Source organism: Rhodoferax sp. GW821-FHT07F03, from assembly GCF_059418745.1.
The window spans coordinates 73,537-98,495 of record NZ_JBWKQM010000007.1 but is presented as its reverse complement, the minus strand read 5'-3'; the positions used below and the strand labels follow the sequence as shown (position 1 = coordinate 98,495).

Genomic DNA, 24,959 nt, shown 5'->3' with positions numbered 1-24,959 from the left:
AAAGCTGCCGCCTAATTACCCCTAGACTGCGGCCATGGACTTCTTCACCACCGTCTTCCGCCCCTTCGCCCCCCATGACAGCTTCTGGACCCAGCGCACGGAGGACTACGGCGCCATCCGTGCCTCGCGTGCCTATCTGTGCCAATGCGGGCGGCCGGTCTTCTTTCGCAACAGTGCCTGCCTGTCCTGCGGCACGCCGCTGGGTTTTGTGGTTGAAAGCTCGCGCCTGGAGCCATTGGCGCAAGTGGCCGATGCGCCGGGCCAATGGACGCTGTGGAGTACCCCTGACGGGCCGCGTTTTCGGCGTTGTGCCAATCTGGACATGGTGGGCTGCAACTGGTTGGTGTCGGGCGATGCAGCGCCCGGCACGGTGTGCCTGGCCTGCAGCTTGAACCGCACAGTGTCCAACCCGTCGGACCCCATGAACCTGGCCGCCTGGCGTGCGTTGGAGATGGCCAAGCGCCATCTGGTGGCGCAGCTGTTGGCCATGGGCTTGCCGGTGGAGCCACGCAACGCGCAAGCGCCGGAGGTTTTGGGCCTGGCATTCGACTTCCTGCGGCCCACGCCTGAGCAGCCGGTGCTGACCGGCCACGACCACGGCCTGATCACGCTGAATATGGACGAGGCCGACGACGCCCGTCGCGAGCAGGTGCGCACGCAGATGGGCGAGTCCTACCGTACGCTGCTAGGGCATTTTCGGCACGAGGTGGGCCACTACTACTGGGACCGGCTGGTGCTGAACAGCACCTGGCTGGACGACTACCGCAGCCTGTTTGGCGACGAGCGGGCCAACTATGCCGAGGCCCTGCAGCGCAACTACACCCAGGGCCCGCCGCCCGACTGGGCGCAGCATTTTGTCAGCAGCTATGCCAGCACCCACCCTTGGGAAGACTGGGCCGAGACCTGGGCGCACTACCTGCACATGGTGGATACCCTGGGCACGGCCATGCGCTTTGGCCTGGACGCGAAAGATGTGGAGCTGCCCTACGCGCCGTTCACGGTCGATGCGCTGTGGCGCCCGCAAAACCCGGATGCCGAGGGTTTTCTACAGATCGTCAATGGTTGGGTGGAGTTGACCGGCGTGCTCAACGAGATGTCGCGCAGCATGGGCGAGCCAGACTTCTACCCCTTTGTGCTAACGCCGGCCGTGGTGGCCAAGCTGCAGTTCATCCACTGCGTGGTGCTGCAGGCGCGCCAGCCAGGGCCGGCGGATGCGCCGGCTCCGATGCAGACACAAACGCAAACGCAGGCGCAGCAGACTACTTCTTAAAACGCAGCCCAGTCGTCATCGTTGGGCTTGGCCACCGGTGCCGCGGCGCGCGGGGCGGCTAGTGGCGGGCCTGCAGGCTTTTTGGCCAATGCCTTGGGTGCCGCTGGTGGCTTGGGCATGGCCGGGCGGTGCGGTGCCGCCACTGCGGGCCGCGAGGGCGCAGACACCCTGTGGCTGTCTTCCAGCTTGAACAGCGACACCACCTGTACCAAGTCGGCGGCCTGGGTTTGCAGGCTGCCTGCCGCAGCGGCCATCTGTTCCACCAGGGCGGCGTTTTGTTGCGTGACCTGGTCGATCTGGTTGATAGCCTCGCCCACCTGGGACACACCCTGGCTTTGCTCACTGCTGGCTGCGCTGATTTCTCCCACGATGTCGGTCACGCGGCGGATGGAGCTGACCACCTCGGTCATGGTGGTGCCGGCCTGGTCCACCAGTACCGTGCCCTGGGCCACCCGTTCCACGCTGGCATTGATGAGTTGTTTGATCTCCTTGGCGGCCTCGGCGCTGCGCCCGGCCAGGCTGCGCACCTCGCTGGCCACCACGGCGAAACCACGGCCTTGCTCGCCGGCCCGGGCGGCTTCCACGGCGGCATTGAGCGCCAGGATGTTGGTCTGGAAGGCGATGCCGTCGATCACGCTGATGATGTCGGCGATCTTCTGCGAGCTTTCGTTGATGCCCTTCATGGTCTGCACCACCTGGCCCACGACCTCGCCGCCCTGTATGGCCACGGTGGAGGCCTGCATGGCCAACTGGTTGGCCTGGCGCGCGTTGTCGGCGTTTTGCTTGACGGTGGAGTTCAACTCTTCCATGGACGCGGCGGTCTGCTCCAGTGCGCTGGCCTGGTTCTCGGTGCGCGCGCTCAGGTCGTTATTGCCCTGGGCGATTTCGGCGCTGGCGGTGGATACGCCGTCTGCCCCCTGGCGTACGCTGGACACCACCTTGACCAGGTTGGCCTGCATGTCCTGCAGGCTGGACAGCAGCTGGCCGACTTCGTCGTTACCACTTTTCTCGATATGCCCGGTCAGGTCGCCGGTGGCTACCTGGCGCGCCGCACCATTGGCCTGGGCCAGTGGGAGGATGATGGAGCGCGACAGCCACCAGGCGCAGCCCACGCCGAACACCACGCCGAACAGGCCCAGCCCGATCAGCAGGTTGCGGCCCTGGGTGCTGCTGTCGGCTAGGCCTTGAGCGTGTCGGTCGATTTCCTTACGCTGGGCCTGCATCAGGGCGTCCAGCGTGTCCATATACGCCTTGCCCGCTGGAGTGACTTTTTGCGCCAGCAACTGGTTGGCTTCGTCCGATTTGTCTTCTTTCTTCAGCGCGGATACCGCGTCGCGGTTCGCGACATAGGTCTTGCGTGCCTCGAGAATGGCGGCAAACAGCTTCTTTTCTTCGTCGGTGCGCATCAGTGCTTCCACCGCCTTCTGGGCCTTGCTGGAGCGTTCAGTCGCCTCGGCAATGTCTTGTGCGAAATAGGTTACCAAGGAGGGATCGCTACTCTTGGCTATCGCCATGGTGCGGCGCACGCTGGTGTGGATGTCCCGGTACCAGTCGCTGATGATGCGCTCTGTCTGGATCGGGTTGTTCAGCATGTATTGGGTCGAGTCCGCCGAGCTGTTGAGCTTGCTGATACCTACCAGCATGGAGATCAGCGAAAGCAGCAGAATGAACGCGAATCCCAAACCCAGGCGCTTGGTGATGGAGAGGTTGGAACTGGAGACTGCCATGGCGGGGTCCTTGTAGCGTAGAAGGTGTTGCTTTGTACAAGCGCCGTGCATGAATTACAAGCGCGATTGCGCTCTTGCACATTGTTGCAAATAGGCATTAGTAATTTGACAATCGCTATGGGGTGGCACCGTACGCCACAATGTGTGGATTCGCCCGCGTGGGCCTGTTTGATCTCTTTCTATGGCTCGTAGCAGCAAAATCCTGGCCCTGTTGATCGCCGTACTGTTGGCCGTTTACGCGGCTATTGCGGTCGTCCAGCTGAAGCAGCAGGATGGTTTGAGCCAGGTCAGCCGGCGCGGTGACCGGGACGTGGTGTGGAGCGTGGTGCAGCTGGAGGTTGAGTATTTCCGTTTCTCTGCTGCGCTGGACCACCGCATCTTCAGTCCCCAGGATGCCGCCCAGGATGAACTGCAGCTGCGCTACGACCTGTTTGTGAGCCGCGTGGCCTCGCTCTATACCGGCGAGTCGGCGGCCTTGCTGAGGAACCAGAAACTGATGCAGGAGGTGCGCTCTTCGGTACAGCAGTTTGTCGCGCAGGCCGATGCGGTATTGGACCCGGCGGCCAGGCCTCCAACCCGGGAGCAGCTGCTGGCATTGCAAAGCCATGTGGCCACGTTGCGCGAGCCCATACGCAATCTGTCGCTGGAGGCCGCGCAGTCCGCATCCGAGGTGGTGGACCGGCGTACGGTGGAGGTGCATCGCCAGACCACCACCACCCGGCTGTTGACGCTGTTCCAGGCATTGCTGACCTTTGGCCTGGTGCTGGCGTTCTATCTTCAGTACCGCCAGCGTGAGGCGGCCCGTCAACAGGCGCAGACGCAGCGCCTGCAAGTGCTGGAGGCGGGAGCCCGGTTGGAGACCGAGGCCGTGCAACGCGCTGCCCAGGCCGATCTGCAGGAGATCACGGCCGCGCTGCCCCTGGTGGTGTACCGCCTGCAGTGCTTTCCCGACGGCCGCCGCCGCTATACCTATATGAGCGATCGGGCGCAGGAGATTCTGGGTATCTCGGTGGACGCGGTGTTGCGCGATCCTGCGGAACTGGACCGCGTGGTGCATGCCGCCGACCGGGCTGATCGGGTGCGGCTGGAAGCCGAGGCCCTGCTGCATATGCAGCCCGCCGCGCAGGACCTGCGCATCTGGCATCCGAATGGCAACACGCACTGGGTGCACTGCGCCTCGGTACCCCGGGCCTTGCCTGATGGCTCGGTGCTGTTCACCGGCTATCTGCAGGTGGTGGACGCCATCAAGGAGCGTGAAAACCGCCTGCGCGAGGTGACCGAGCAGCAGCAAGTCATTTTTGACAACATTCCCTCGGGCGTAGTGTTCGCCGCTGACGGCCTGATTCGCCAGTACAACGCCGGTTTTGCCAGCATCGTCGGCCTGCCCGGCGTGGACCTGGGCGAGCGCAGCCTGGCCATGCTGTTTGACACGCCGCAGGCTTTTGCCGAGTTTGAGGCCGAGGTGGGGCTGCCGCTGGCCAATGGCGAGCGGGTGGAGTTGGAGCGCAGCTTCTGCCGGGCCGATGGCAGTACTTTCGAGGGGCGTCTGGTCGGCTTGCGGGTTGCCGTGGCGGCCTATGTGGAGGCGGTAATCTGGCTGCTGGATGACATCAGCGAGCGCAAACACGCCGAAGCCGAGATGCGCCGCGCCAAAGAGCTGGCCGAGGACACCAACCGTTTCAAGAGCGACTTTCTGGCCAATATGAGCCATGAAATCCGTACGCCCATGAACGCCGTCATCGGCATGTCCTACCTGGCCCTGAAGACCGACCTGTCGCCGCGCCAGCGCGACTACCTGGGCAAGATCCACCAGTCCGGCCAGCACCTGTTGGGCGTGATTAACGACATTCTGGACTTCTCCAAGGTCGAGGCCGGCAAGCTGACGGTGGAAAACCAGCCCTTCACGCTGGACGACCTGCTGAACAACGTAGCCAATGTGGTGGCCGAGAAGGCCAGCGCCAAGGGCCTGGAGCTGGTCTGCGATGTGCGCTCCGACGTGCCGCAAAGTCTGAGCGGTGACGTGCTGCGCCTGGGCCAGGTTTTGATCAATCTGGTCAACAACGCCGTCAAGTTCACCGAGCAGGGCGAGATCAGCATTACCGTGCGCGTGCAGGACAGCACGGCCGAGCACATCCTGTTGCGCTTTGAGGTGCGTGATACCGGCATTGGCATGACGGCCGAGCAGCAAGGCCGCCTGTTCCAGAGCTTCAGCCAGGCCGATAGCTCCATCACCCGCAAATACGGCGGTACCGGCCTGGGCCTGGCCATCAGCAAGGCGCTGGCCGAGGCCATGGGCGGCGCGGTGGGGGTCAGCAGCGAATTTGGCGAGGGTTCGACCTTCTGGTTCACCGCCCGCGTCGGCCTGGATAGCACACGCCCGTCTCAGCGCCGGGCCGACCTGGACCTGCGCGGCCGCCGGGTGCTGGTGGTGGACGACAACGCGCACGCCGCCCAGGTGCTGGCCGAGATGCTGCAGGCCATGGGTTTCGAAGTGGAGGCCGTACATTCCGGGGTGCTGGCGGTGGCTGCGGTCAGAGACGCCGCGGCCCGGGCCCAGGCTTTCGACATCGCTCTGCTGGACTGGCAGATGCCCGGCATGGACGGCCTGCAAACCGCCCGCGCCATCGCTGCACTGCCCTTACCCAAACAGCCCAAGCCCATACTCGTGACCGCCTACGGCCGCGAGGAATTGGTACCTAACGCGCACGACGCCGGCATCCAGGATCTGCTGATCAAGCCGGTCAACGCCTCGCTGCTGTTCGACACCCTGATGCAGGCCATGGGGCGCGGCGTGCAGTCGGCCCGCGTGGTGGACGATGCCCGCGCCGGGCTGGATGCGCTGGCCCCCCTGGCCGGTGCCCGGGTCTTGCTGGTGGAAGACAACGACCTCAACCAGCAGGTCGCCAGCGAGCTGCTGGCCGAGGCCGGCATGCTGGTGGTCCTGGCCGACAACGGCCAGCAGGCGCTGGACATGATTGCCCAGTCGCATGCCACCCAAACCTACGACCTGGTGCTGATGGACATGCAGATGCCGGAGCTTGACGGTGTGAGCGCCACCCGCCTGATCCGCCAGGATAGCCGTAGCACCGCGCTGCCGGTTATTGCCATGACGGCCAATGCCATGGCCACCGATCGCCAGCGCTGCCTGGATGCCGGCATGAACGACTTTGTGGCCAAACCCGTAGAACCCGAAGAGCTGTGGCGCGTTCTGGCCCGCTGGATACGCCCGCACCGTGGCCTGGGCCAGGTACGGCGCACCGAGGGCACTTTTGGCAGTCCGACCGACGAGGCCCACATGGCCGCCTTGCGTGCGATTTCCGGGCTGGATGTGGCATCCGGCCTGCGCCGCGCCATGGGCAAGCCGCAGCGCTACTTCGACATGTTGCGCAGCTTTGCCGCCGGCCAGGGCGGGGCGGTGGATGCGGTGCTGGAGCGCTTGCGGGCCGGTGATCTCGCCAGCGCCGAGCGTGCTGCCCACACGCTGAAGGGCACGGCGGGCAATATTGGCGCCACGGCTCTGCAGGCCGCGGCCGAGGCGCTGGAGCAGGCTCTTCACCACCAACCCGCAGATACGGTGCAGGCCCTGGCCGACCGCACCCGCCAACAGCTGGACGCCCTGGTTGCCGCCATCACTCCGCTGTTGCCGGCAGAGCGCGCGCCAGCGGAGCCGCTGGTGGTGGATCTGGAGCAGGCCCAAGCCGTGCGTGCGCAGCTGGCCCGCCTGCTGCGGGAGGACGATGCCGAAGCCATTGAGTTGCTGCAGCAGCACGCCAGCCTGCTGCGCCACGGCCTGCAAGACGCCTATGCCGGCATCGCCGCTGCGATAGCGCGCTACGACTTCGGGGCTGCGCTGCAACAGCTGGAGCAGGCGCAGGCCTGAATGCTATTGAATTAAGAGCTGCTTGCGCAGATAGAACCTGCGCTGCAGGCCATTTTGGCAGTGAATTTTTGAACGTTCAACCGTTCAACCGCTCAGTCGTTTGCCAGATAGGCTGGATGGCTGGTGCGGATCTGGTCCACCTGGTTGAGCGTACCTGACAAATGCTTGCGCAGCGTCGCTTGGGCGGCCGTGGCATCGCCTTGTTCAATGGCATCTACGATCTCGGTATGGTCGCGCACCACCGCCAAGGTTTTGCCCTCGACTGGCAGATGCAGGCGGCGCAACCGGTCGATGTGGCCGCTCAGTCTGCGTACCAGGTTCCACAACTCGGGCACGCCGGCGGCTTCATACATCTGGCGGTGAAAAGCCTGGTCGTACAGCGCGAATTGCTCGTAGTTCTTCAGGTCGCACAGCTCGGTCTGCCGGACAATGGTTGTGCGCAGCTGCGTGATCAAGCCGGCGTCGCGCCGTTCCGACAGGGTGCGCACCACTTCCAGCTCGATGGAGCGGCGCAGGAAGTGCGCCTGCAGTGCCGAGGTCACGTTGATCTGGCTGACCACGGTGGCGTGCTGCGGAAAGATGTCTACCAGCCCCTCTTCGCCCAGTTTCATGAGCGCATCGCGCACCGGCGTCTGGCTCAGACCATAGCGGCTGGCTAGCTCGGCACGGGACAGTACCGTGCCGGGGGCGAGTTCCAGAGACAAGATCATGTCGCGCAAACGCTCGAAAACTTGCGGCGCCGCGTGGCGGGAACGGTCTAGGCGGGTGACCGGTAGTGGGGAATCGCTGGCTGGCATAAGCACTTATTACAGAAATAACCAGGCGGATTATAGGTAGTACTTACCCTGTTGACGCACTAATACATTAGTACTTTAATAGAGGGTCTAGCGCAAATGCCCCACCACTACTACTGCCACGTTCCATGACACGCCAAACCACCATTACCCATGTCCGCATCACCCCGATCGCCTTTCGCGACGGCCCCTTGCTAAATGCCGCCGGCATCCACGAACCGTGGGCGCTGCGCTCCATCGTTGAATGCGAGACCAGCGATGGGCGGGTCGGCATTTCCGAGACCTATGGCGATGAGCCCATGCTGCGCGTGCTGGAGCAGGCCAAATCCCTGGTGTTGGGGCTGTCGCCGTTTGACCTGAACGCCATGGAGCAGCGGGTGCGTGCCACCATCCAGCCCAGCGTCGGGGCCATCGAGTTTGAACTGGCCCCGGGCTCGCACACCGCGAAGAACGCAGCCAAGGTGATCAGCACTTTCGAGGTCGCCATGTTGGATTTGCAGGGCCAGATCGTCGGCGCGCCCATCGTGGATCTGCTCGGTGGCAAAGTGCGTGATGCCGTGCCCTACAGCGCCTACCTCTTCTTCAAGTACGCCGAGCACGTGGACAAGCCCTATGCGCCAGATGCCTGGGGCGAAGGCCTGAGCCCGGAACAAATCGTGGCCCAGGCACGCCGCATGATCGATCTGTATGGCTTTCAAAGCATCAAGCTGAAGGGCGGCGTGTTTGAACCGGCGCACGAGATCGCCTGCATGCGCGCGCTGCACCAAGCCTTCCCCGGCCTGCCTCTGCGCCTGGACCCGAACGCCAACTGGTCGCTGCAAACCAGCATCCAGGCCGCACCCGAGCTGGACGAATTGTTGGAGTATTACGAAGACCCCTGCCCCGGTCTGGCCGGCATGGCGACGCTGGCCACGCATACCCGTTTGCCCTTGGCCACGAATATGGTGATCACCACCATGGAGGACTTCCGCCGTGGTGCCGAGATGGGTTCGGTCAAGGTTCTGCTGTCTGACCACCATTACTGGGGGGGCCTGCGTGTGACGCAGACCCTGGCCCGCATGTGTGCGCTGTGGGGGTTGGGCATGTCCATGCATTCCAACTCGCACCTGGGCATCAGCCTGATGGCCATGACCCATGTGGCCGCGAGTATTCCCAACCTGACCTATGCCTGCGATACCCACTACCCCTGGCAGGAGGAAGAGGTCATCCAGGGCGGCCGCGTGGTATTCGACAACGGCGCGGTACGCGTACCCACCACGCCCGGCCTGGGTGTGGAACTGGACCGCGAGCGCCTGGCCGAGTTGCATGCGCAGTACCTGTCCTGTGGCGTACGCAACCGCGACGACCTGAAGCAGATGCAGAAGTACGAGCCCAGCTTCACCGGCAAGAACCCGCGTTTTTAAGCAGAGACAAGGGCCACCAGTGCCTCACCCGTGCCAATAAGGAAACCAGTCCATGAATACATCCCATCCGTCCGCGTCCCGGTCCGCCAGGGCCGATACGCTGGCCCGCGCCGTCAGCAAGATCAAGTGGCATGTGCTGCCACTATTTGTCGTGATGTTCATAGTGAACTACATCGACCGGGTGAACATCGGCTTTGTCCGCCAGCATCTGGCGACAGACCTGGGCATAGGCGCGGCAGCCTACGGACTGGGTGCCGGGCTGTTTTTTGTCAGCTATGCGCTGTTTGAAGTGCCGTCCAACATGATGCTGCAGCGCTTTGGTGCGAAGGTGTGGTTGACCCGCATCATGGTCACCTGGGGGCTGGCCGCCACCGGCATGGCTTTCGTGCAGGGCGAGACTTCGTTCTATGTGATGCGGCTGCTGCTGGGCGCAGCCGAGGCGGGCTTTTTTCCCGGCGTGCTGTACTACTTCACCCAGTGGTTGCCACGCGACCAGCGCGGCAAGGCTATGGCGATCTTTCTCAGCGGATCTGCGCTGGCGTCGGTTCTGTCTGGGCCGATTTCGGGTGGGCTGATGCTGATCAACGGCGCAGGCCTGCATGGCTGGCAGTGGATGTTTCTTATCGAAGGCATGGCCTCGGTGGTGCTGGCTGGCTTTGTGTGGTTCTGGCTGGACTCCAAGCCACAGGATGCGCAATGGCTGAGCCGCGCGGAGCAGGACGCGGTGGTGGATGAGATCGCCGAGGAACAGCGCGAGCGTGACGCCATGCACACGGCCAAGCCCTCGGTCTGGAGCTTGTTGCGTGATCCACAAATATTGATCTTCTGCCTGATCTATTTCTCGATCTCTCTGACCATTTACGGCGCCACCTTCTGGCTGCCCAGCATCATCCGCAAGATGGGCCAATTGAACGACTTCCAGGTTGGGCTGTACAACTCGATTCCCTGGCTGATCTCCATCGTGGCGATGTATTTCTTCGCCGGCATGGCGGGGCGCTTCAAATTCCAGCAAGCCTGGGTGTCTTGCGTGCTGGTCATTGCGGCACTGGGCATGTACGCCGCAGGCAAGGGCAGCCCGGCGTTCTCGTTTGTCGCTATCTGTTTCGCGGCCATCGGCTTCAAGGCAGCGTCTTCTTTGTTCTGGCCGATTCCACAGGGCTATCTGGACGCACGCATTGCGGCGGCGGTACTGGCGCTGATCAATTCCATCGGCAATCTCGGCGGCTTTGTGGCGCCAGCCACCTTTGGCTACTTGGAGCAGCAAAGCGGCTCGATCGAGGGCGGCATGACCGGGCTGGCTGCGATGTCCATCCTCGCCGCAGTGGTGGTTTTCTTTGCGCGCATGACGCCGCGCGGGGGCAAACCTGCCGCCGCACGAGGCGTGGCCATCTGAGTGGTATGTGCGGGTGCCGTCGGGTTAAAACCTTGAACGGGCAATCAGGAATAGACGCCCTGCATGTGCTTCATCCGTGTATCCGTTGGCCCCAAAGCCGTGCGCTCAAAGCCCGAGGGCGTGGGGAACATGCGCTGCAGGCTTTTGCGTACGCGGGCCAGACGCGGGTCCTGCGGCATGGCGTTGTCGGTGGTGTCGTTCAGGCAAAAGAAGTCCACCGCGCCTATGGCGGCCTCTAGCTGGGCCAGGCCGACCTGGCTGTTGCTGTCGCCGGTGGACAAGTGCATATGGCGGTATTCGCGCAGCTGCGCCATGCCATGCGCCAACGCCCAGCGCAGCACGAAGTCGGACACGATGGCCGGCTTGTCCCAGCTGCGGAACACGGTGGAGCGCACGCTGGCAAACATCTCCGGCGCCTCGCGCTCCAGCAGGCTCAGCAGCGACTTGCGCAGTGGGCGCGGCGCATGGGCAAAGGTGCGGAAGGTGTGCTGGTAGCCCGGCTTCAGCGGCGGATGCGCCCGCAACCACTGGTGCGACAGCCGGCAGGCGTTTTCCAGCGCGGTGGCATCGGGGCGCAGCGCCTCGTCGCTGACGGCGGGCTCGTCCGACCAGGCAACAAACACGCCGTCGGCCGAGAACCAGTCTGCGGTGTGTACAGGTGCACCAAAGAACACGTCGTCGTTGAGGTAGAAGTAGCGCTCGGACAGGCCCGGAATGCGGTGTACATAGGACTCGATATGGCCCGAGTCAAACGTGGGCAGCTGCGTCGCAGGCATCAGCGTGCGGTGGTCCACCACCGTCAGGCCGTCGTTGGGCTCCAGCCAGGAGGGCGTCTGGCCGTCGGTCACGATGTACACATGGCCATGCTGCGGAAAGAACCGCTCCAGCGCCCGCAGGCTGTAGCGCAGCTCATCGTTGTCGCGGTAGCGGCCCTCCACATTGCCGTACAAGGCCATGTGGTCCAGGGTGTCGCTGCTCAGGGCAGCGGCCGCACGCTGCCGTTTGGCACGCCATACGGGGTCGTTGCCATCGACCCACAGGTAGACGACATCAATCGCTGGCTCGTTAAACGCAAAGTGATCCATGGGCCCGTGGTTGTTGCGTGGAATACAGCCTGTGGGCGGCCAGAAGGAGGAGGGCGCCACCCGCAGGCAAGTCGCGCATATTAGCCAGATTTGCCGAGTCTCTTTGTAAAGTCGTTAAATTGACTTACTTCTGCGCTATGTGCTGCAGCCAATCTCGCACCTGGTGGGCTACCCAGGTGCCGTCGTCCAGTGGCAGGTCGTGCCCGGCCCAAGGGTGCTCCTGCAGGGTGCAGCCCCATTGCAGCGCCAGGCTACGCGAGCAATTTACCGACACCAGACCATCCTGTGCGCTGGCCAGCAGCAGGGTGGGGGTCTGCGGCGGGCTGGCAGAGGCCTGGTAGCGCGCCGCTGCCAGCAACTGGCGCAACGCATTGCCCCGCGTGACCGGATGCTGTTGGCGCAGTCTCAGCCATTGCGCCAACACGTCTGGATGCTGGCCGTGGCTGGTGATGCGCAGAATGCTGCGCTCCCAGTCCAGCGCGGATGCTCCCCCCAATGCCAGGCGCAGCAGCAGGCCGTAATGGCGCGGCCGCAAGCGCTGGTAGAACGGGCTGAACGGCCGCAGGCTGGTGTTGACCAGCACCTGGGCAGCCACCTCCTGCGGGGCGCTGCTGGCCCAACTGGCTGCCACCATCGCACCCAGGGACATGGCCAGGATGTGCACCGGGCCAGTGATCTGCTGCGCTTGTAGCGCAGCCCGGCAGCACGCCACTATGGCGCTGATGTGGCTGGGGCTGCGCTGTGCATACAGGCTGCCGTTGCCTGGCAAGTCCAGTGCCACGATGCGGCTGTCCGGCTGCGCGGCCTGGAGCTGCGCTACGAAGCCGCCCCAGTGGCCGCTCTCGCGCGTCAGACCGCGCAGCAGTAGCCAGGTCTTCATTTGGGGCCGTACCAGTCGTGCCGGGCTTGGGCGTGGTGGTAGGTGCGCGCATCCACGTTTGGCAGCCACAGCCTGTGCCCCTGCGCGGCGCGGCCCAGAAAGTCCAGCAAGGACTGGTGCTGGCGCAGCACCCGCTGCTGGCGGTGGGCAATTTGCGGGTTGAAGATGCCGTGGCGCGAGAACAGCTGGCGCGGGTTCTTCTTCACCCACAGCCAGGACCCCATTTCTAGCGTCAGCGGCAGAAAGATGCGTTCGGGCGACTGGCTGCAGGCTTGCTGGTACAGGTGGTCCCACAGGTCGCCATGCGCCAGGTACTGCAGGCTTTGCGGCTCAAAAATATAACGGTAGTGGCTGTGCGACTCCATGAAGATGCGTTTGAGCGCATGCATTTCCGCCAGGTGTGCAATCGGTGTGCGGGTATGCGCATACGGGAACCACAGCCGGTCGCTTACGCCAAAGCCCGAATGGCAGTCCACCGATACGCTGAAGGCGCGCGACAGCAGCTCGGCTTGCACCACTTCGCATACCGCCTGGTTCTCGGCTTCCATGGCCGCCGCATAGCGGCCACGGTACCAGGGCAGGCGGGCACTCAGACGTTGGCCCCCTACCAGAAAGGGCACGGGGTCGCGCGCCTCCACGGGCGCATTGCGCATCAGGTCCACCCCCTGTGGGTTGGCCCGCGTGCCCAGTGCCATGCCGCCGGGGTTGATGATGGGCATGAACACCAGGCGCACGGCTTCCAGCTGGCGGTGCAGCGCGCTGTCCCACTGCAGGCGCGTCACCAGGCTGTGCAGATAGGCGATGACCACGCCCGCGCCTATGCGCTCCAGCCCATGCACGCCGCCAAAGTAGCCCACGGCCGGCACGTCCAGCGAGGGGTTGCCAAGCGTGATGGCATGCACCGGGTAGCGGGTGCCGCTGGGCAGGGGCACCGTGCACACGGTGCGAGCCTGCAGATGCTGCCCACCCAGCGCGATGGTGCGCTCCAACGCCACCAGTTCGGGCAGTTCAGGGGCGGTGGAGGAAGTGGCAGGCACAGCACCGCAGCACAGCCACACAGGCGCTTTCGCGGTGCGAAATATGGTCTGGTGTGCGGCTATTACACGGCTGACACGCCACTGTCACATGGCATGCCTAAGGTGGTTTGCACACCACCCAAGGGGAGTCCCGACATGCTGCTTCGCAGAACCACGCTGATGCGCTTATTCGCCGTGCCCGCCTGCCTGGCCTGGGGCTTGGCGGAGCTGTGGGCCTTGCAGCGGGCGCGTTGGGAGCAGCGCCGTTTCGGGCACTGAGATACCCAATATGTATGAAGCTTTGGAGCGCAGTTGGCGTGCCCAAGGTGCCCCGTTTGGTGCTGTCGCCCACGCCGCAATAAGCTCTAGCTGCACTATCTCCGTGCTTCTAATTTGATAGCTTTTGGCGCAGTATCCATGTGCGCTGCAGTCATTTCTGATTCGTGAGTGGTGGCCCTTGTTGGCGGCTGCTAACAGCCTGCCGGCCAGCACGTTTTCAGCAGCTGCGCTGCCATCTGCCGTGCGTTGACACACCCTGGGGCGGTGGTTAATGTGGGCCGCGCATCGGGGCGGGCACAGCGACCCGTTTGGCAATCCCCATCATTCACCCATTATTTCTACACAGGAGAATTGCATGCTGCATCCCAAGTGGCTTCGGGCCTTGGCTTTGACGTTCGTGGCAGGTATGGCGGCGGCGGCCCACGCCGATGACGAGGGCTGCAGGGAGCGTGGGCAGCCGCAGATCAGCTTCATCCAGTTCCAGTCGCCCAACCTCGCCGCGCCGGCCAGCCCGCTGACCATCAAGGGCAAGCTCAGCCTGCCCGGCAAGGTGGACGGCCGCTGGAACTGCTTCCCCTTTGGAAATAAAAAGTACCACAATGAAAAGCTACCGGCGGTGGTTCTATTGCACGGCACCGCCGGCATCGATGCGCGCGGCAATTTTTATGAAGAGGCACTGAACGCCGCCGGCATTGCCACTCTGCAGATCGATATGTGGGAAGCACGCGGCGTGACCGGGCTGGCCAACCGCCCGCAACTGCCCATCCTGACCTACCCCGACGCCTTTTCGGCGCTGGCCTTCTTGAGCAGCCAGGCCAATATCGACCCGGAGCGCATCGGCGTGCTGGGCTTCTCCTGGGGCGGCGTGATCAGCCTGGGCACATCGGAGCGCCTGTATGCGGGCCAGTTCGGCGGTGGTCGCAAGTTCGCGGCCCATGTGGCCAACTACCCTGTCTGCTACGGTGCCAATAACGCGGCCATCCTGCACGCATTTGGCGTGGCGCCAGCCCAGGCAGGCACCCAGTACCTGAACCTCACCGGCGCCCCGGTGCTGATCCAGATCGGCAGCAAGGACAGCTATGACAACAGCGCAGCGCCCTGCCAGGCGCTGGCGGCTGGCGTCAACCCCAGCAACGGCGGCGTGGTGAGCGTGGCGGAGTACCCCGGCGCCTACCATGACTTCGACCGCCTGATGGTGCCCATCACCGCACCCGACCCGTTCGCCAACCAGGGCAGCTATCTGCTGGGCTTGTCTGCCATACCCAACGTTATCGCCATTCCTGATGTGGCCCAGGCCTATAAGTCACGTGAACGCGTGACACGCTTCTTTCGCAACAACCTCTGACACCACATGCAAAAAGCCCGGAATGCGCGGGGCATTCCAGGGCTTTTTTGTGAGCTTGTTGCTATAAATTTAGAAGCTAATGGTGCAGATTCCTATTGCGCTGGCGGCATATTCCCAATGCGGAGTTATCGATGGTGGGCAGGCTATTCACAGGCTGATTTTCAGCTTACGGCCACCGCTGATGGTAAAACCCTCGCGCTCATAAAATGCCAGCGTCCGGTCGAACTGCGGCAACGGTGGCGTGGTCACCTCCAGCCGCGTCCAGCCCCGCGCCGCGCCAAAAGCCTGGGCCTGCGCCACTAACTGTTGGCCCACGCCATGCTTGCGTTGATCTGGCCGCACATATAACTCGGGGATGGTGCCAAACGCACCCTCCGCATACAAGGCATAGCTTTCATACACGGCGATAAAACCGGCCGGATGCCGGTCGCTGTCGCGGGCCACAAACACAAAATATTTCCCCTGCTGGATAAAGTCCTGCAGCCGGGACGTGGTGGCGCCCAGATCGAAATTGAAGGCCTGCACGCCAATGGCCTGCATGATCTCGGTCAGCAATTCGCCTACCATGGTGGCGACCTCGGGTACGTCTTCGGCGCCGGCTGTTTGGATGGTGAAGATGGAGGGCATGGCTAGCGGTGCGCCTTTGGCTGGTCCGGGTCGTAGACAGTGGTGCCGGTCCCCACGCCAACCCCCACCTGTGCGCCGCCGACATTGGTGCTGGTACCCACGCCCACCCCGGCACCCACCTGGCCACGCTGGTTCACACCTACTCCAACTCCCACCGGCCCCACCCCGGCCCCCACGCCCAGATGCACCCCGCCCGAGCCTGCACCCACCCCCACACTGACCCCGGGGAACAGCGGTACGCTGACGCCTACGCCCACCGAGCTGCAGGCGCTGAGCAGAAGGCTAGAGACGACGACAGCGACAGTACGTGTGTTGGACATCAAGGTAAGCCTAACAGGATGCGGACAGTCTCTTGTAAGCAATTGCGGCAATGCGACTGGTGCACCCTGTACCGGTTAGTTCCGTGAAGCTAGCTGCGCGCCGGCCATAAAAAAGCCCCGTCAGTCTCACAACTGTGGGGCTTTTAGATTGCGTTTTTGCTATCTATTCGGCAGCTTTCGTTCCAGTATTTATATGGGATAGAGGCACATTTCAATCCTGTTTTCACAAGCGACACGTGCTTGGCTTGAACGGAATTTGGACGGTGAGATCTAAACCTCCCGGAAATCCTCTCCTTTAAACGTGCGTGTAGCGTTGCCGCGCTCAACTTGGTGGTGCTGCATTCTCCGTGCAGCTTTACTTTTGCCAGCTGCATCCTGCGTCAGCGAGGCCAGCTTACCTGTCAGCCAGGCGCGAGCCAAGCGCTTGTTGGCATGCTGGCTGCGCTCGGTTTGCACTTTGACGCTGAGCCCACTCGGCACGTGCGTAGCCCGGACGGCAGAGTCGGTTTTGTTCACATGCTGGCCGCCCGGTCCGCTGGCGCGCACGGCTTCAAAGCGTATATCCTTGTCGAGCAAGGCGTCGGAAAAACTTGGGGACTCGGGCGCAAAAATGTCCGCACCAATGAACCAGTTCTTGCGCCGATGACCAGGGCGGTAAGGGCTGGGGCAGATCCACAGCACGCTGCCTTGCCAGCGCTGCGCTAAGGTCTGCGCCATGTCGCCGTCCAGCACTACCAAGACTGAGCGCAGCGTGTCTACTGTGTTAGCGGGCACTTGCTCAATGACATCTACACGGACCGCCAATTGGGCGGCTTCTTGTGTCAATCGGGCTAAGGCTTTGTGCACCGCCAGGCAACACTCTTCAGGGCCGGTATTGGCGGAAAGTTGCAACAAGATCATTCGCAGCACTCCCCGCGGGTTTTGTAGGTCAGCACCGGCTTGGTCCGCGCCAGCAGCTCCATCAACCCGGCGCCCACCAGCGCCTGCACCACGCTGTCGATACCCTTGTACGCCTGCGGGGCTTCTTCGTAGATGAGCTGTTTGTCGTTGCAGATCACGCGGCTGCCCAGTGCGGTACGGCCCATCTGCGTGGGCGTCAACAGCTTGAACAAGCGGTCTTTGCAGGCCGAGCGAATCCACTTGCGCCCCGCACCATGCGCCAGCGACAGCAGCGTGTCGTGGCACAGGCGTGTGGGGCGCACCAGGTAGCTGTAGTCCCCACGCGAACCGGGTATCAACACCGCACCGTGGTCAGACGGCGTGGCCCCCTTGCGGTGTAGCCAACCGGCTTGGCCGTGGATGTTGACGCTGGCCACAAAGTTGTGGTGCACGTCCAGCACGCAGTGACCATCGGCTCGCACATTGGTCAGCAGTCGCTGTGCCACCAGTTGACGGTTGCAGCGCGCGTAGCGCAGAGCCGCATCGTGCTGCGCCAGATAGTCAGCAGCCTCTGCCGTGCCTGCTTTCAGGCCGCGGTGTCCAAAAGCATCGACGTGCTGACGCAAGATGCGTTCGCCCAAGCCGCGCGAGCCGCTGTGCACCAACAGCAGCAGCTGCTGCTTGTTGATGCCCAGCGCAGCAAGCGCTGCCGGGTCGTGCACCGTGTCTACTTGCTGAAACTCCGCAAAGTGATTGCCCCCACCAATGGTGCCCAGAGATGCCTCGTAGCCACAGGGTTGCACATCACAGCTCGCCATGGCTTGCGCCACCGCCGCTGTGTCCTCCATGGGGCCATCGATATTGCCCACGCGCTTTTCCAGCTTGTCGAGCTTGATGGCACTGGCGCGCAAGTCGGTTTGCCACAGCGCCATGCCGCAGCCAATGTCGTTACCCACCAAGGCGGGATAGAACTGTTGTGTTGAGAAAAATGCGGCCCCTACCGGATAGCCGCGCCCAGGGTGCAAGTCGGGCATGCCCGCGACGCGTTGCATGCCCTCCAGTTGCGATGTGGTGATGAGCTGCGCAATGGCAGCATCCTCCATCCACGTAGCGTCAGACGCGACCACACAGGCGCGGTCCGACACGTGTTTGACAAAATTGCCCATAAAAATCCAGATTCAAAAATCGTTGAAACCGGACCGGGACAGACGCGCGCGCCAACGCTGCGCCGCATACGCATCAAGCGTTGTGCCGCGTACCGTGGGGCGCTAGAAAAAGAGGGAGAGGCTTATTGGATAAGTCCCGCCACCGCTGACCCAGCCCACAGGGAGGTCGTGTTCTTTTGCATGTTGTTCTCCTGGTAGGTGGATGAAAGGGGAGGGAGTGCAGTGTTTGCACGGTGGCTAGGTGCCATGGCGAAAACTGCAGGGCGCGACTTTAACGGGGGATACGGTGTGTGGCAAATGGGCAATGCATTGGTGACGCGTTTATGCGACAGCGCATTCTGTTCAACCCCAAGTCTCTTTGAGAACTGCGCGAAACAAGTCTGACAGCAGAGGCTCAACGTCTGCCCTGTCCTTGCGCGCGGGGGAAAGCTTTTCGAGGCGCTCCAACTCGTGTTCGATGAATCTTTGAATAGGCGCGATCTGGGGTGAGAGGCCCATCTCGGGGGACGCCCGTTTTACGTCCAGCAGATCATTGATGGCCGTAACGCCATTGGTACGCACTTCATTGAGCTGGCGAAGAAGGATGCCGAGATGCACCAGCGCAACCTGCCGGACCAGGACCTGGCCTACTTTGAAGAAGGTGCCCAGTACTTTGGTGACTACGTGCGTGGCGTGGGTTGGGCGCAAAAGTTTGCGCGCCTGAACCGCGAGGTGATGATGCAGGCCGTGATTGGCGCACTGCGCAAAACCATAACCAAGCCGTTCGAGACGCACCTGGAAGCGGTGAACTGCCACCACAACTATGTGCAGAAGGAGACTCACTTTGACCAAGAAGTATTTGTGACCCGCAAGGGCGCAGTGAGCGCCAAAGCAGGTGAGCTGGGGATTATTCCCGGCAGCATGGGCGCCAAGAGCTTCATCGTGCGTGGCAAGGGCAACCCAGATAGCTTCAATAGCTGCAGCCACGGTGCCGGGCGCACCATGAGCCGCACCAAGGCCAAGAAGCTGTTCACCGTGCAGGACCAGATTGATGCCACGGCCGGTGTGGAATGCCGCAAGGACGTCGACGTGATCGACGAGATCCCGATGGCCTACAAGGACATCGACGCCGTGATGCTGGCCCAGAGCGATCTGGTGGAAGTGGTGTACACGCTGAAGCAGGTGGTGTGTGTAAAGGGGTAGCGCCTCCGATGGAGGGGCTGGAAAGCGACAAGAACAATGAAAACAGAACTTGAAAACTCGATAGAAATCGATGGATCGCAAGGTGAAGGCGGTGGGCAGATACTGCGCACAGCACTTGCCTTGAGTCTGATCACTAGCCAGGCCTTTAGTCTCGTCAACATCCGTGCCAAACGTCCCAAGCCGGGCCTGATGCGCCAGCACTTGGCCTGCGTGCAGGCCGCCGTCGCTGTGGGTGGTGGGCCGGAGCATTGTCAGGCGGCGGATGCGAACGGTGCTGTGGTGCAGATTGGTGCCAGCCAGCTGCACTTTGTGCCGGGACCAGTGCGCGGCGGTGATTACGAATTTGCGGTCGGCTCTGCCGGCAGTTGCATGCTGGTCTTGCAAACCGTACTGTGGCCGCTGGCGTTGGCAGCGCAGGCGTCCAACATTGTGCTGCGTGGTGGCACGCACAATCCGATGGCACCGTCTGCCACCTTTCTAAGCCGCATGGCGCCGTATTTTTCGGGCGGTGGTCAGGCTGTGTATGCGTTGGACATGCAGCGCCACGGTTTTTACCCTGCGGGTGGCGGTGAGGTGCGGGTCTGCGTCGCACCACCATCAGGCGGACTGCCTGCGATCCAACTGATGGAGCGTGGTGCGCTGGTGGAAGCCTGGGCCGAGTGCCTGCATGCGGGTATTCCCAAAGGGGTGGCCAGCCGTGAATTGGATGTGTTGGGGCGTGCGCTGGGTTGGGCAGATGACCAACTACGCGACCGTGGCCTGCGCAGCAACGAAGGACCTGGCAATGCGCTGCAAGTCATTCTGCAGTTTGAACACGTCGCCGAAGTGCTGACAGCCTTTGGTGAGAAAGGTGTGAGCGCAGAGGAAGTGGCGCGCAAGGTGTTGCTGGAGGTACAAACCTATTTGGCACATCGCGCGCCGGTGGGTGAGCATCTGGCGGACCAACTGATGATTCCCTTGGCATTGGCGGCGCTGCAAGGCAAGGCGGGCCAGTACTGGGCAACCAGTTTGTCGGAGCATGGGCCTGCGCATGGCAAACAACGAACAACGCGTGGCGGCAGCGCAGGTGCAAGAACTGGTGCAGTCCCAACTGGGTAACGTGGACGACACCATCAACGCCTACTTCCGCGCGCTGCAAGACGACTGGGTGATTCGCCTACGCGCGCAGCCGCTCGACACCCAGGCGCTTGCCATCTTGCCCCAGGAGCTGGGTGTGGTGCAGCAAGCGTTTGTGATTGGTGCAGACGGCAAGCGTGTGTATCCCTCACCCTCTGCCGCCCTGACTGAGTCACAAAACCAGTTTGTCCAGCGCACCGTGGCGATTTGGGACAACCCCGGGTTGCTCACCCAGGGGGCGTCGATTGGTGGGGCGGTGGGAAGCGCAAGTGCAAATAGTCTTGTGTCCAAACGCTATGGCGCTAGCGTAGCCAGCGCCGATACGGGCCCTGCGCAGTGGGGCTGGTACACATGGCACTGGAATGCTGAGCTGCACCACATCTTTTGGCTGCGCGATGCGCAGAACCGCCTGGTGGGGGTGGAGCTAACGCCCGTGGCGCTGGTGGCCGACATCATTGCACTGCTGCCTTCTACCAATGCCGATGGCTCGCAGGCCAAGAGCAGCACCCGTCTGGTCAATGGCAATGGACAGGTGGTGTACGAGTGGGGAAGCTACCAGCCCGCCAGTGGTGAAAAGAGTTTGGCCATGCGCCCACTGAGCCACCCCTTGGGCACCTGGAGGCTCGAATACTTTGGCCCCGCGCTGGCCACAGCGGGCGTGGTGAATACCTGGGGCCTGGTGGCTGGTTTGCTGGGGCTAGCCCTTGCGCTGGTGGGCTTGGCCCTGTATCTGTACCGCGAACACACGCGCGAAATGCGTCTGGCCCAGCAGCGGGTCAACTTTGTGAACCAGGTGTCGCATGAGCTAAAGACACCCTTAACCAACATACGCCTGTACGCAGAGCTGATGGAAGATGAGTTGGACCCTGCGGTGGACGAGCAGGCGGCAGGCAGCAGCAAAGCGCACCGGTACCTGCGCATCATCACCGCGGAGAGCCAACGCCTCTCGCGCTTGATTGCCAACGTGCTCAGCCTGGGGCAACTCCAAAAAGCGCAGTTCACACTGGCCTTGCAGCAAGGCGTGGTGGACGAGGTGGTAGCGCGCTGCATTGCCGCATTCCGCCCCGCGCTGGAGGCCAAATCCATCACCGTGCAATGCACAGCGCAGGCACCGCGCTCGGTCATGCTGGACGCGCAAGCGCTAGAGCAAATTTTGAACAACCTCTTGAGCAACGCCGAGAAATATGCCGCCAGCGGTGGCGCAATCCAACTAGAGACCACCCAAGCCCATGGCGTGAGCACCATCGACGTGCGCGACTTGGGCCCCGGCATCGCTGCTAGTGAGCGTGAGCGGGTGTTTGAGCCCTTTTACCGCATCAGCTCCAAGCTGACCGATGGCGTGGCTGGCACCGGCATTGGGCTGGACATTGCCCGCCAATTGGCCCGCCAGCACGGGGGCGACGTCACCCTGCAAGCCGCAGAGGTAGGGGCGGTGGGCGCGCACTTTCGCGTAACCCTGCGCACCGAGTTTGTGGAACAGATGCCATGAAAGTATTGATCGCTGAAGACGACCTGCACATTGGCGAGGGCCTGCGCGACGTGGTGGAGGCCGAAGGCTACACCCCCATGCTGGCCAGCGATGGGGAGCAGGCACTGGCCCTGTTTCACGTGCAGCGGCCGCAGCTGGTGCTGCTGGACGTCATGATGCCCAAGCGTGACGGCTACACCGTGTGCCGCGAGATACGGCGCGTGGACAACGACGTACCCGTTATCTTCATCAGCGCCAAGTCCGAAGAGATAGACCGCGTGCTGGGCCTGGAGCTGGGGGCCGATGACTACATCATGAAACCCTTTGGCGTGCGCGAGGTGGTGGCCCGCATCCGCGCGGTAACGCGCCGCACACTAGCGCGCACGCCCACGCCAGAGCTTGCGACAGATGCCGTGCGCATTGGCGACTTGGAGTTGTACCCATCGCAACTGCGCGCCCGCCGGGGCGACACGCAAATCGACCTGAGCCTGCGCGACGTCAAAATCTTGCAGCACCTGCTGCAACACAAAGGCCAAGTGGTGGACCGCGACAGCCTGTTTAACCACTGCTGGGGGCGAGATTACTTCCCCAACAGCCGCACGCTAGACCAACACATCTCCAAGCTGCGCAAACTCATTGAGTGCGACCCCAAGGCCCCCGCCATCATTGCCACCGTGCATGGAGTGGGCTACCGGTATGACGAGCCGGAGGCTTCTTGAGTTGGTGGTTGCTATTGTTTGTATAGCTGCTTGCGCAATATCCACGGGGCTAGAGAGGTGAAAGCTCTGCACCGCCCAATGTGCGTTTGCGTCAGCTCGTTTTTGTGCTGGGTGGGGTGGCGGTAGTCGACCCAAAGCGGAATTCCGATAGGGCGGGTTCATGCCCTGAAAGCAGATAGTCATCCCGTGCACAATGCGTGGGCACGACGTGGAGCCTGAATGCAGCGGAAACTGACCTCGTAGGAGCCGAAACAAAAGTCGGCTTGGCAGTGCGCGGCGTACATTCGCCAAACTTGGCGGCGGTTGTACTAATCGCCTGCTAATTGGCTGAATACTTACTTTCCAGCGAGGCCGATCGGTTGCTGTTGATCCGCTCGGACGTCGACCTGATGGGATAGGTTGGGCCACTGGGCCTTAGTTAGCTCTCGCCCCGCTTCTGCACGCGCCGTCTCAACTCTGGCTTCAATAAAAGCGGCGTCGATGAACTGGCGCACGCGCTGCTGTGGTTCTCCCACGCACTTGTATAGTCTTCAGCAATCATTTTGCCTAAGCTCGCGCTGACTGGCGGCCAGTGGGTACTCCGGTGAGAATGGGTGCCAATCGGCGCGCTCGATCTCGTCTTAAGCCAGCGCCCACCAGTCGTCCCCCGTTTTTTTTCTGAGACCCAATGACTCCAGCCGCCGTGCCAATCACAACCGCCGTTGACTTGCATGACTACCTAATAAAGTACAAGAACTTCGATTTCCAGCCGGATCATGATCGCGATGTGGCCCTGTACGGCGCCCTTAAGCGAGCGTTGAACCTGCCCCCTGGCGAGTTCAAAAAGGCGCTCCGGGCCTGCAACATTTCTGCTGAGGCCTATCTGCGAGCGCTGATGGCTGCTGCCGAACCTCTGGCCGGAATGTACCGGGAAATCCTAAGCTATTGCGGAAAGGCCCGTTTTCTGCGCTCGAGAGACGGCGCGCATGTGGCGTGGGACCTCGAATCCGACGGCCAGCAGATCGGCTTCTCCTTTGAGGACTTCCGGCTATTCGACGAAATCCGCACCCGTGTTGATCCGTCGGTGACAGCCATGGCCCAGGCCAAGAACGACATCATGGATTGGCTGGCCCATCAGGTCTTCGCGCCCAACCATCGAGGATTGACGTCCCTTGATTTCGATTGGAGCGCAGTGGAGCTGTTCCGTGTCCTCGCGGAAGCGCGACGCCGGTACGGTTCACAGCATCGGCATCTCTTCGGTGGCCTGGGGCGGATGTACCTCGACGGCTCGGGTGGCGCTGTGCCAAAGCACCTGCAGGCACTTGTCGAGAACCATCCGGATTACCCCGGCCAACTGGCTGCCGCCGTCCGGGCATTTGTGCCCGAAGATGTCGAATCGATTGCATCGAAGTTCATTGGCCTGCCGTTCTGGAAATTCCGTTGGCAGGTCTACGAGATTTGGAACGTCGCCTTTGCGCTTTCAGAATTCCAGCAGGTCGGATTCGAGCTTGTCGACAACCCTGGGGGCGCCTCGCTGATCGAGCTAGGTCGCCAGGCGACACTCGCGACCCATGCGGGTGCCAAAGCGAGCTTCATCTACCAGCCGACGTACCGCAATCACACCGGTGACGAGATTCGGCCAGACATTGTCGTCACAATGGGTCTACAGGCGACTCCCGAAGAAGTGCAGTTGATCATCGAATGCAAGCAACGCAGCGCGTTGGAGGTCACGCATCTTGACGAGGTACGTCGCAAATACGAATCTGGACTCAATGCCGACGACGGCGCACTCTTGATCGTGAACTACGACGATGCGCCACCGATGACGTTGCCTGTCTCCACCCGGACGACCCTGCTGGGCAACGTGCATCCGGAATCAGCAGCCGAAGCCACGCTAAGGAGATTCTTGCAAAACTCTCATATCGCGACTCTGTGTCGCCGAGAAACTTGGTTCGTAGACATCTCAATAAGCATGGCAGGTGCCCTCGACTCCGATCTCCGCCAACTACTAATCAATCGCCGCCAAAAGTTCGAACCGGGACTATTCGAGGTGTATGGGTTCGCACAGGAGATCGTGCCGATGGACCCGTCAGAACTCCGCGGCAGCGTCGCGATGTCCGTCTCGCAAGAAGATACCAACTGGCAGCTGGCAGTGTTGAGCCCGCTGCGCGACAAAGTCCTTGAGTGCTTGCGCAATGGCGGCCGCCGGTTGTTCATCGTCTCCGACCTCGCCACCGAGATTGACAGCTTATTGCCCAAGGGCGTCAATCGGACTGACCGACTGGCCATCATCGATCCCACCCGAGGCACCTGGTTGAATGATTTGCCGGCTGCACTCTAGACCCGGCGGGTGATGAAGCTCGACCGAGACTTTCAAAAGTTCGCCGAAAGGCTGATGCCACGACCACCTCCCGCGAATAGGCAGCGAGCG

At 62.4% G+C, this 24,959-nt stretch carries 19 protein-coding genes and 2 pseudogenes; 11 read left to right on the top strand and 10 right to left on the bottom strand.

Annotation, left to right across the window (positions count from 1 at the left end):
- Positions 1 to 34: 34 nt before the first annotated feature.
- A complete protein-coding gene (locus tag AC07R0_RS12045) occupies positions 35 to 1,270 on the top strand; it encodes a zinc-binding metallopeptidase family protein (RefSeq protein WP_495104990.1) in 1,236 nt (411 codons plus the stop codon).
- On the opposite strand, the gene AC07R0_RS12040 is transcribed toward AC07R0_RS12045, so the two are convergent.
- Complete coding sequence (locus tag AC07R0_RS12040) at positions 1,267 to 2,997, bottom strand: methyl-accepting chemotaxis protein (RefSeq protein WP_495104989.1); 1,731 nt, start codon at positions 2,995 to 2,997, stop codon at positions 1,267 to 1,269. The two genes, AC07R0_RS12045 and AC07R0_RS12040, sit on opposite strands and share 4 nt — an antisense overlap.
- 181 nt (positions 2,998 to 3,178) lie before the next feature.
- Between AC07R0_RS12040 and AC07R0_RS12035 the strand changes: the two genes are divergently transcribed.
- Positions 3,179 to 6,877, top strand: coding sequence for a hybrid sensor histidine kinase/response regulator (locus AC07R0_RS12035; protein WP_495104988.1), 3,699 nt, complete (start codon positions 3,179 to 3,181; stop codon positions 6,875 to 6,877).
- 92 nt (positions 6,878 to 6,969) lie between these two features.
- On the opposite strand, the gene AC07R0_RS12030 is transcribed toward AC07R0_RS12035, so the two are convergent.
- Positions 6,970 to 7,674, bottom strand: coding sequence for a GntR family transcriptional regulator (locus AC07R0_RS12030; RefSeq protein ID WP_495104987.1), 705 nt, complete (start codon positions 7,672 to 7,674; stop codon positions 6,970 to 6,972).
- A gap of 125 nt (positions 7,675 to 7,799) precedes the next feature.
- Between AC07R0_RS12030 and AC07R0_RS12025 the strand changes: the two genes are divergently transcribed.
- Together AC07R0_RS12025 and AC07R0_RS12020 are read left to right on the top strand one after the other, a co-directional pair.
- Positions 7,800 to 9,074, top strand: a complete 1,275-nt coding sequence (locus tag AC07R0_RS12025) for a glucarate dehydratase family protein (RefSeq protein WP_495096206.1) — start codon at positions 7,800 to 7,802, stop codon at positions 9,072 to 9,074.
- Positions 9,075 to 9,126: 52 nt separating this feature from the next.
- Positions 9,127 to 10,467: an MFS transporter gene (locus tag AC07R0_RS12020; protein WP_495104986.1), complete on the top strand. Its 1,341-nt coding sequence runs from the start codon at positions 9,127 to 9,129 to the stop codon at positions 10,465 to 10,467.
- Positions 10,468 to 10,511: 44 nt separating this feature from the next.
- Here AC07R0_RS12020 and AC07R0_RS12015 read toward each other — a convergent pair whose 3' ends face one another.
- From AC07R0_RS12015 to AC07R0_RS12005, 3 genes are all read right to left on the bottom strand, one after another.
- Positions 10,512 to 11,552: a Stealth CR1 domain-containing protein gene (locus AC07R0_RS12015; RefSeq protein ID WP_495104985.1), complete on the bottom strand. Its 1,041-nt coding sequence runs from the start codon at positions 11,550 to 11,552 to the stop codon at positions 10,512 to 10,514.
- Positions 11,553 to 11,676: 124 nt separating this feature from the next.
- Positions 11,677 to 12,432 carry an alpha/beta fold hydrolase gene (locus AC07R0_RS12010; protein WP_495104984.1) on the bottom strand — a complete coding sequence of 252 codons (756 nt, stop codon included), beginning with the start codon at positions 12,430 to 12,432 and terminating at the stop codon, positions 11,677 to 11,679.
- Positions 12,429 to 13,469, bottom strand: coding sequence for a M14 family zinc carboxypeptidase (locus AC07R0_RS12005; RefSeq protein WP_495104983.1), 1,041 nt, complete (start codon positions 13,467 to 13,469; stop codon positions 12,429 to 12,431). The genes AC07R0_RS12010 and AC07R0_RS12005 overlap by 4 nt, the downstream gene beginning before the upstream one ends.
- Before the next feature lie 135 nt (positions 13,470 to 13,604).
- Between AC07R0_RS12005 and AC07R0_RS12000 the strand changes: the two genes are divergently transcribed.
- Positions 13,605 to 13,727 (top strand): hypothetical protein, encoded by a 123-nt coding sequence (locus AC07R0_RS12000; protein ID WP_495075749.1) that lies wholly within the window; start codon positions 13,605 to 13,607, stop codon positions 13,725 to 13,727.
- Positions 13,728 to 14,082: 355 nt separating this feature from the next.
- The gene (locus tag AC07R0_RS11995; protein WP_495104982.1) at positions 14,083 to 15,072 is read left to right on the top strand and encodes a dienelactone hydrolase family protein; all 990 of its coding nucleotides are present in this window, start codon (positions 14,083 to 14,085) and stop codon (positions 15,070 to 15,072) included.
- 147 nt (positions 15,073 to 15,219) lie between these two features.
- On the opposite strand, the gene AC07R0_RS11990 is transcribed toward AC07R0_RS11995, so the two are convergent.
- The 5 genes and pseudogenes from AC07R0_RS11990 to AC07R0_RS11970 form a co-directional block, all read right to left on the bottom strand.
- On the bottom strand, positions 15,220 to 15,699 hold the full coding sequence (locus AC07R0_RS11990; RefSeq protein WP_495104981.1) for a GNAT family N-acetyltransferase: 480 nt from the start codon (positions 15,697 to 15,699) through the stop codon (positions 15,220 to 15,222).
- A gap of 11 nt (positions 15,700 to 15,710) precedes the next feature.
- A pseudogene (locus tag AC07R0_RS11985) lies at positions 15,711 to 16,019 on the bottom strand (hypothetical protein); the annotation flags it as partial.
- A 270-nt stretch (positions 16,020 to 16,289) separates the two neighbouring features.
- The gene (gene prfH / locus AC07R0_RS11980) at positions 16,290 to 16,919 is read right to left on the bottom strand and encodes a peptide chain release factor H (protein WP_495104980.1); all 630 of its coding nucleotides are present in this window, start codon (positions 16,917 to 16,919) and stop codon (positions 16,290 to 16,292) included.
- Entirely contained in the window at positions 16,916 to 18,064 is a 1,149-nt protein-coding gene (locus AC07R0_RS11975; RefSeq protein ID WP_495104979.1) for an RNA ligase RtcB family protein, read from the bottom strand. Before AC07R0_RS11975 ends, prfH begins: the two co-directional genes overlap by 4 nt.
- 342 nt (positions 18,065 to 18,406) lie before the next feature.
- The gene (locus AC07R0_RS11970; protein ID WP_495104978.1) at positions 18,407 to 18,661 is read right to left on the bottom strand and encodes a DNA polymerase beta superfamily protein; all 255 of its coding nucleotides are present in this window, start codon (positions 18,659 to 18,661) and stop codon (positions 18,407 to 18,409) included.
- Between AC07R0_RS11970 and AC07R0_RS11965 the strand changes: the two are divergent.
- From AC07R0_RS11965 to AC07R0_RS11945, 5 genes and pseudogenes are all read left to right on the top strand, one after another.
- Positions 18,608 to 19,246, top strand: a pseudogene (locus tag AC07R0_RS11965) (RtcB family protein); the annotation flags it as partial. The gene AC07R0_RS11970 and the pseudogene AC07R0_RS11965 overlap by 54 nt on opposite strands.
- A 36-nt stretch (positions 19,247 to 19,282) precedes the next feature.
- Positions 19,283 to 20,344 carry an RNA 3'-terminal phosphate cyclase gene (gene rtcA / locus AC07R0_RS11960; protein ID WP_495104977.1) on the top strand — a complete coding sequence of 354 codons (1,062 nt, stop codon included), beginning with the start codon at positions 19,283 to 19,285 and terminating at the stop codon, positions 20,342 to 20,344.
- Positions 20,277 to 21,851: a sensor histidine kinase gene (locus AC07R0_RS11955; RefSeq protein ID WP_495104976.1), complete on the top strand. Its 1,575-nt coding sequence runs from the start codon at positions 20,277 to 20,279 to the stop codon at positions 21,849 to 21,851. The genes rtcA and AC07R0_RS11955 overlap by 68 nt, the downstream gene beginning before the upstream one ends.
- Positions 21,848 to 22,549 (top strand): response regulator transcription factor, encoded by a 702-nt coding sequence (locus AC07R0_RS11950; RefSeq protein WP_495104975.1) that lies wholly within the window; start codon positions 21,848 to 21,850, stop codon positions 22,547 to 22,549. Before AC07R0_RS11955 ends, AC07R0_RS11950 begins: the two co-directional genes overlap by 4 nt.
- Positions 22,550 to 23,231: 682 nt before the next feature.
- The gene (locus tag AC07R0_RS11945) at positions 23,232 to 24,869 is read left to right on the top strand and encodes a hypothetical protein (RefSeq protein ID WP_495104974.1); all 1,638 of its coding nucleotides are present in this window, start codon (positions 23,232 to 23,234) and stop codon (positions 24,867 to 24,869) included.
- The last annotated feature ends 90 nt before the right edge of the window (positions 24,870 to 24,959 follow it).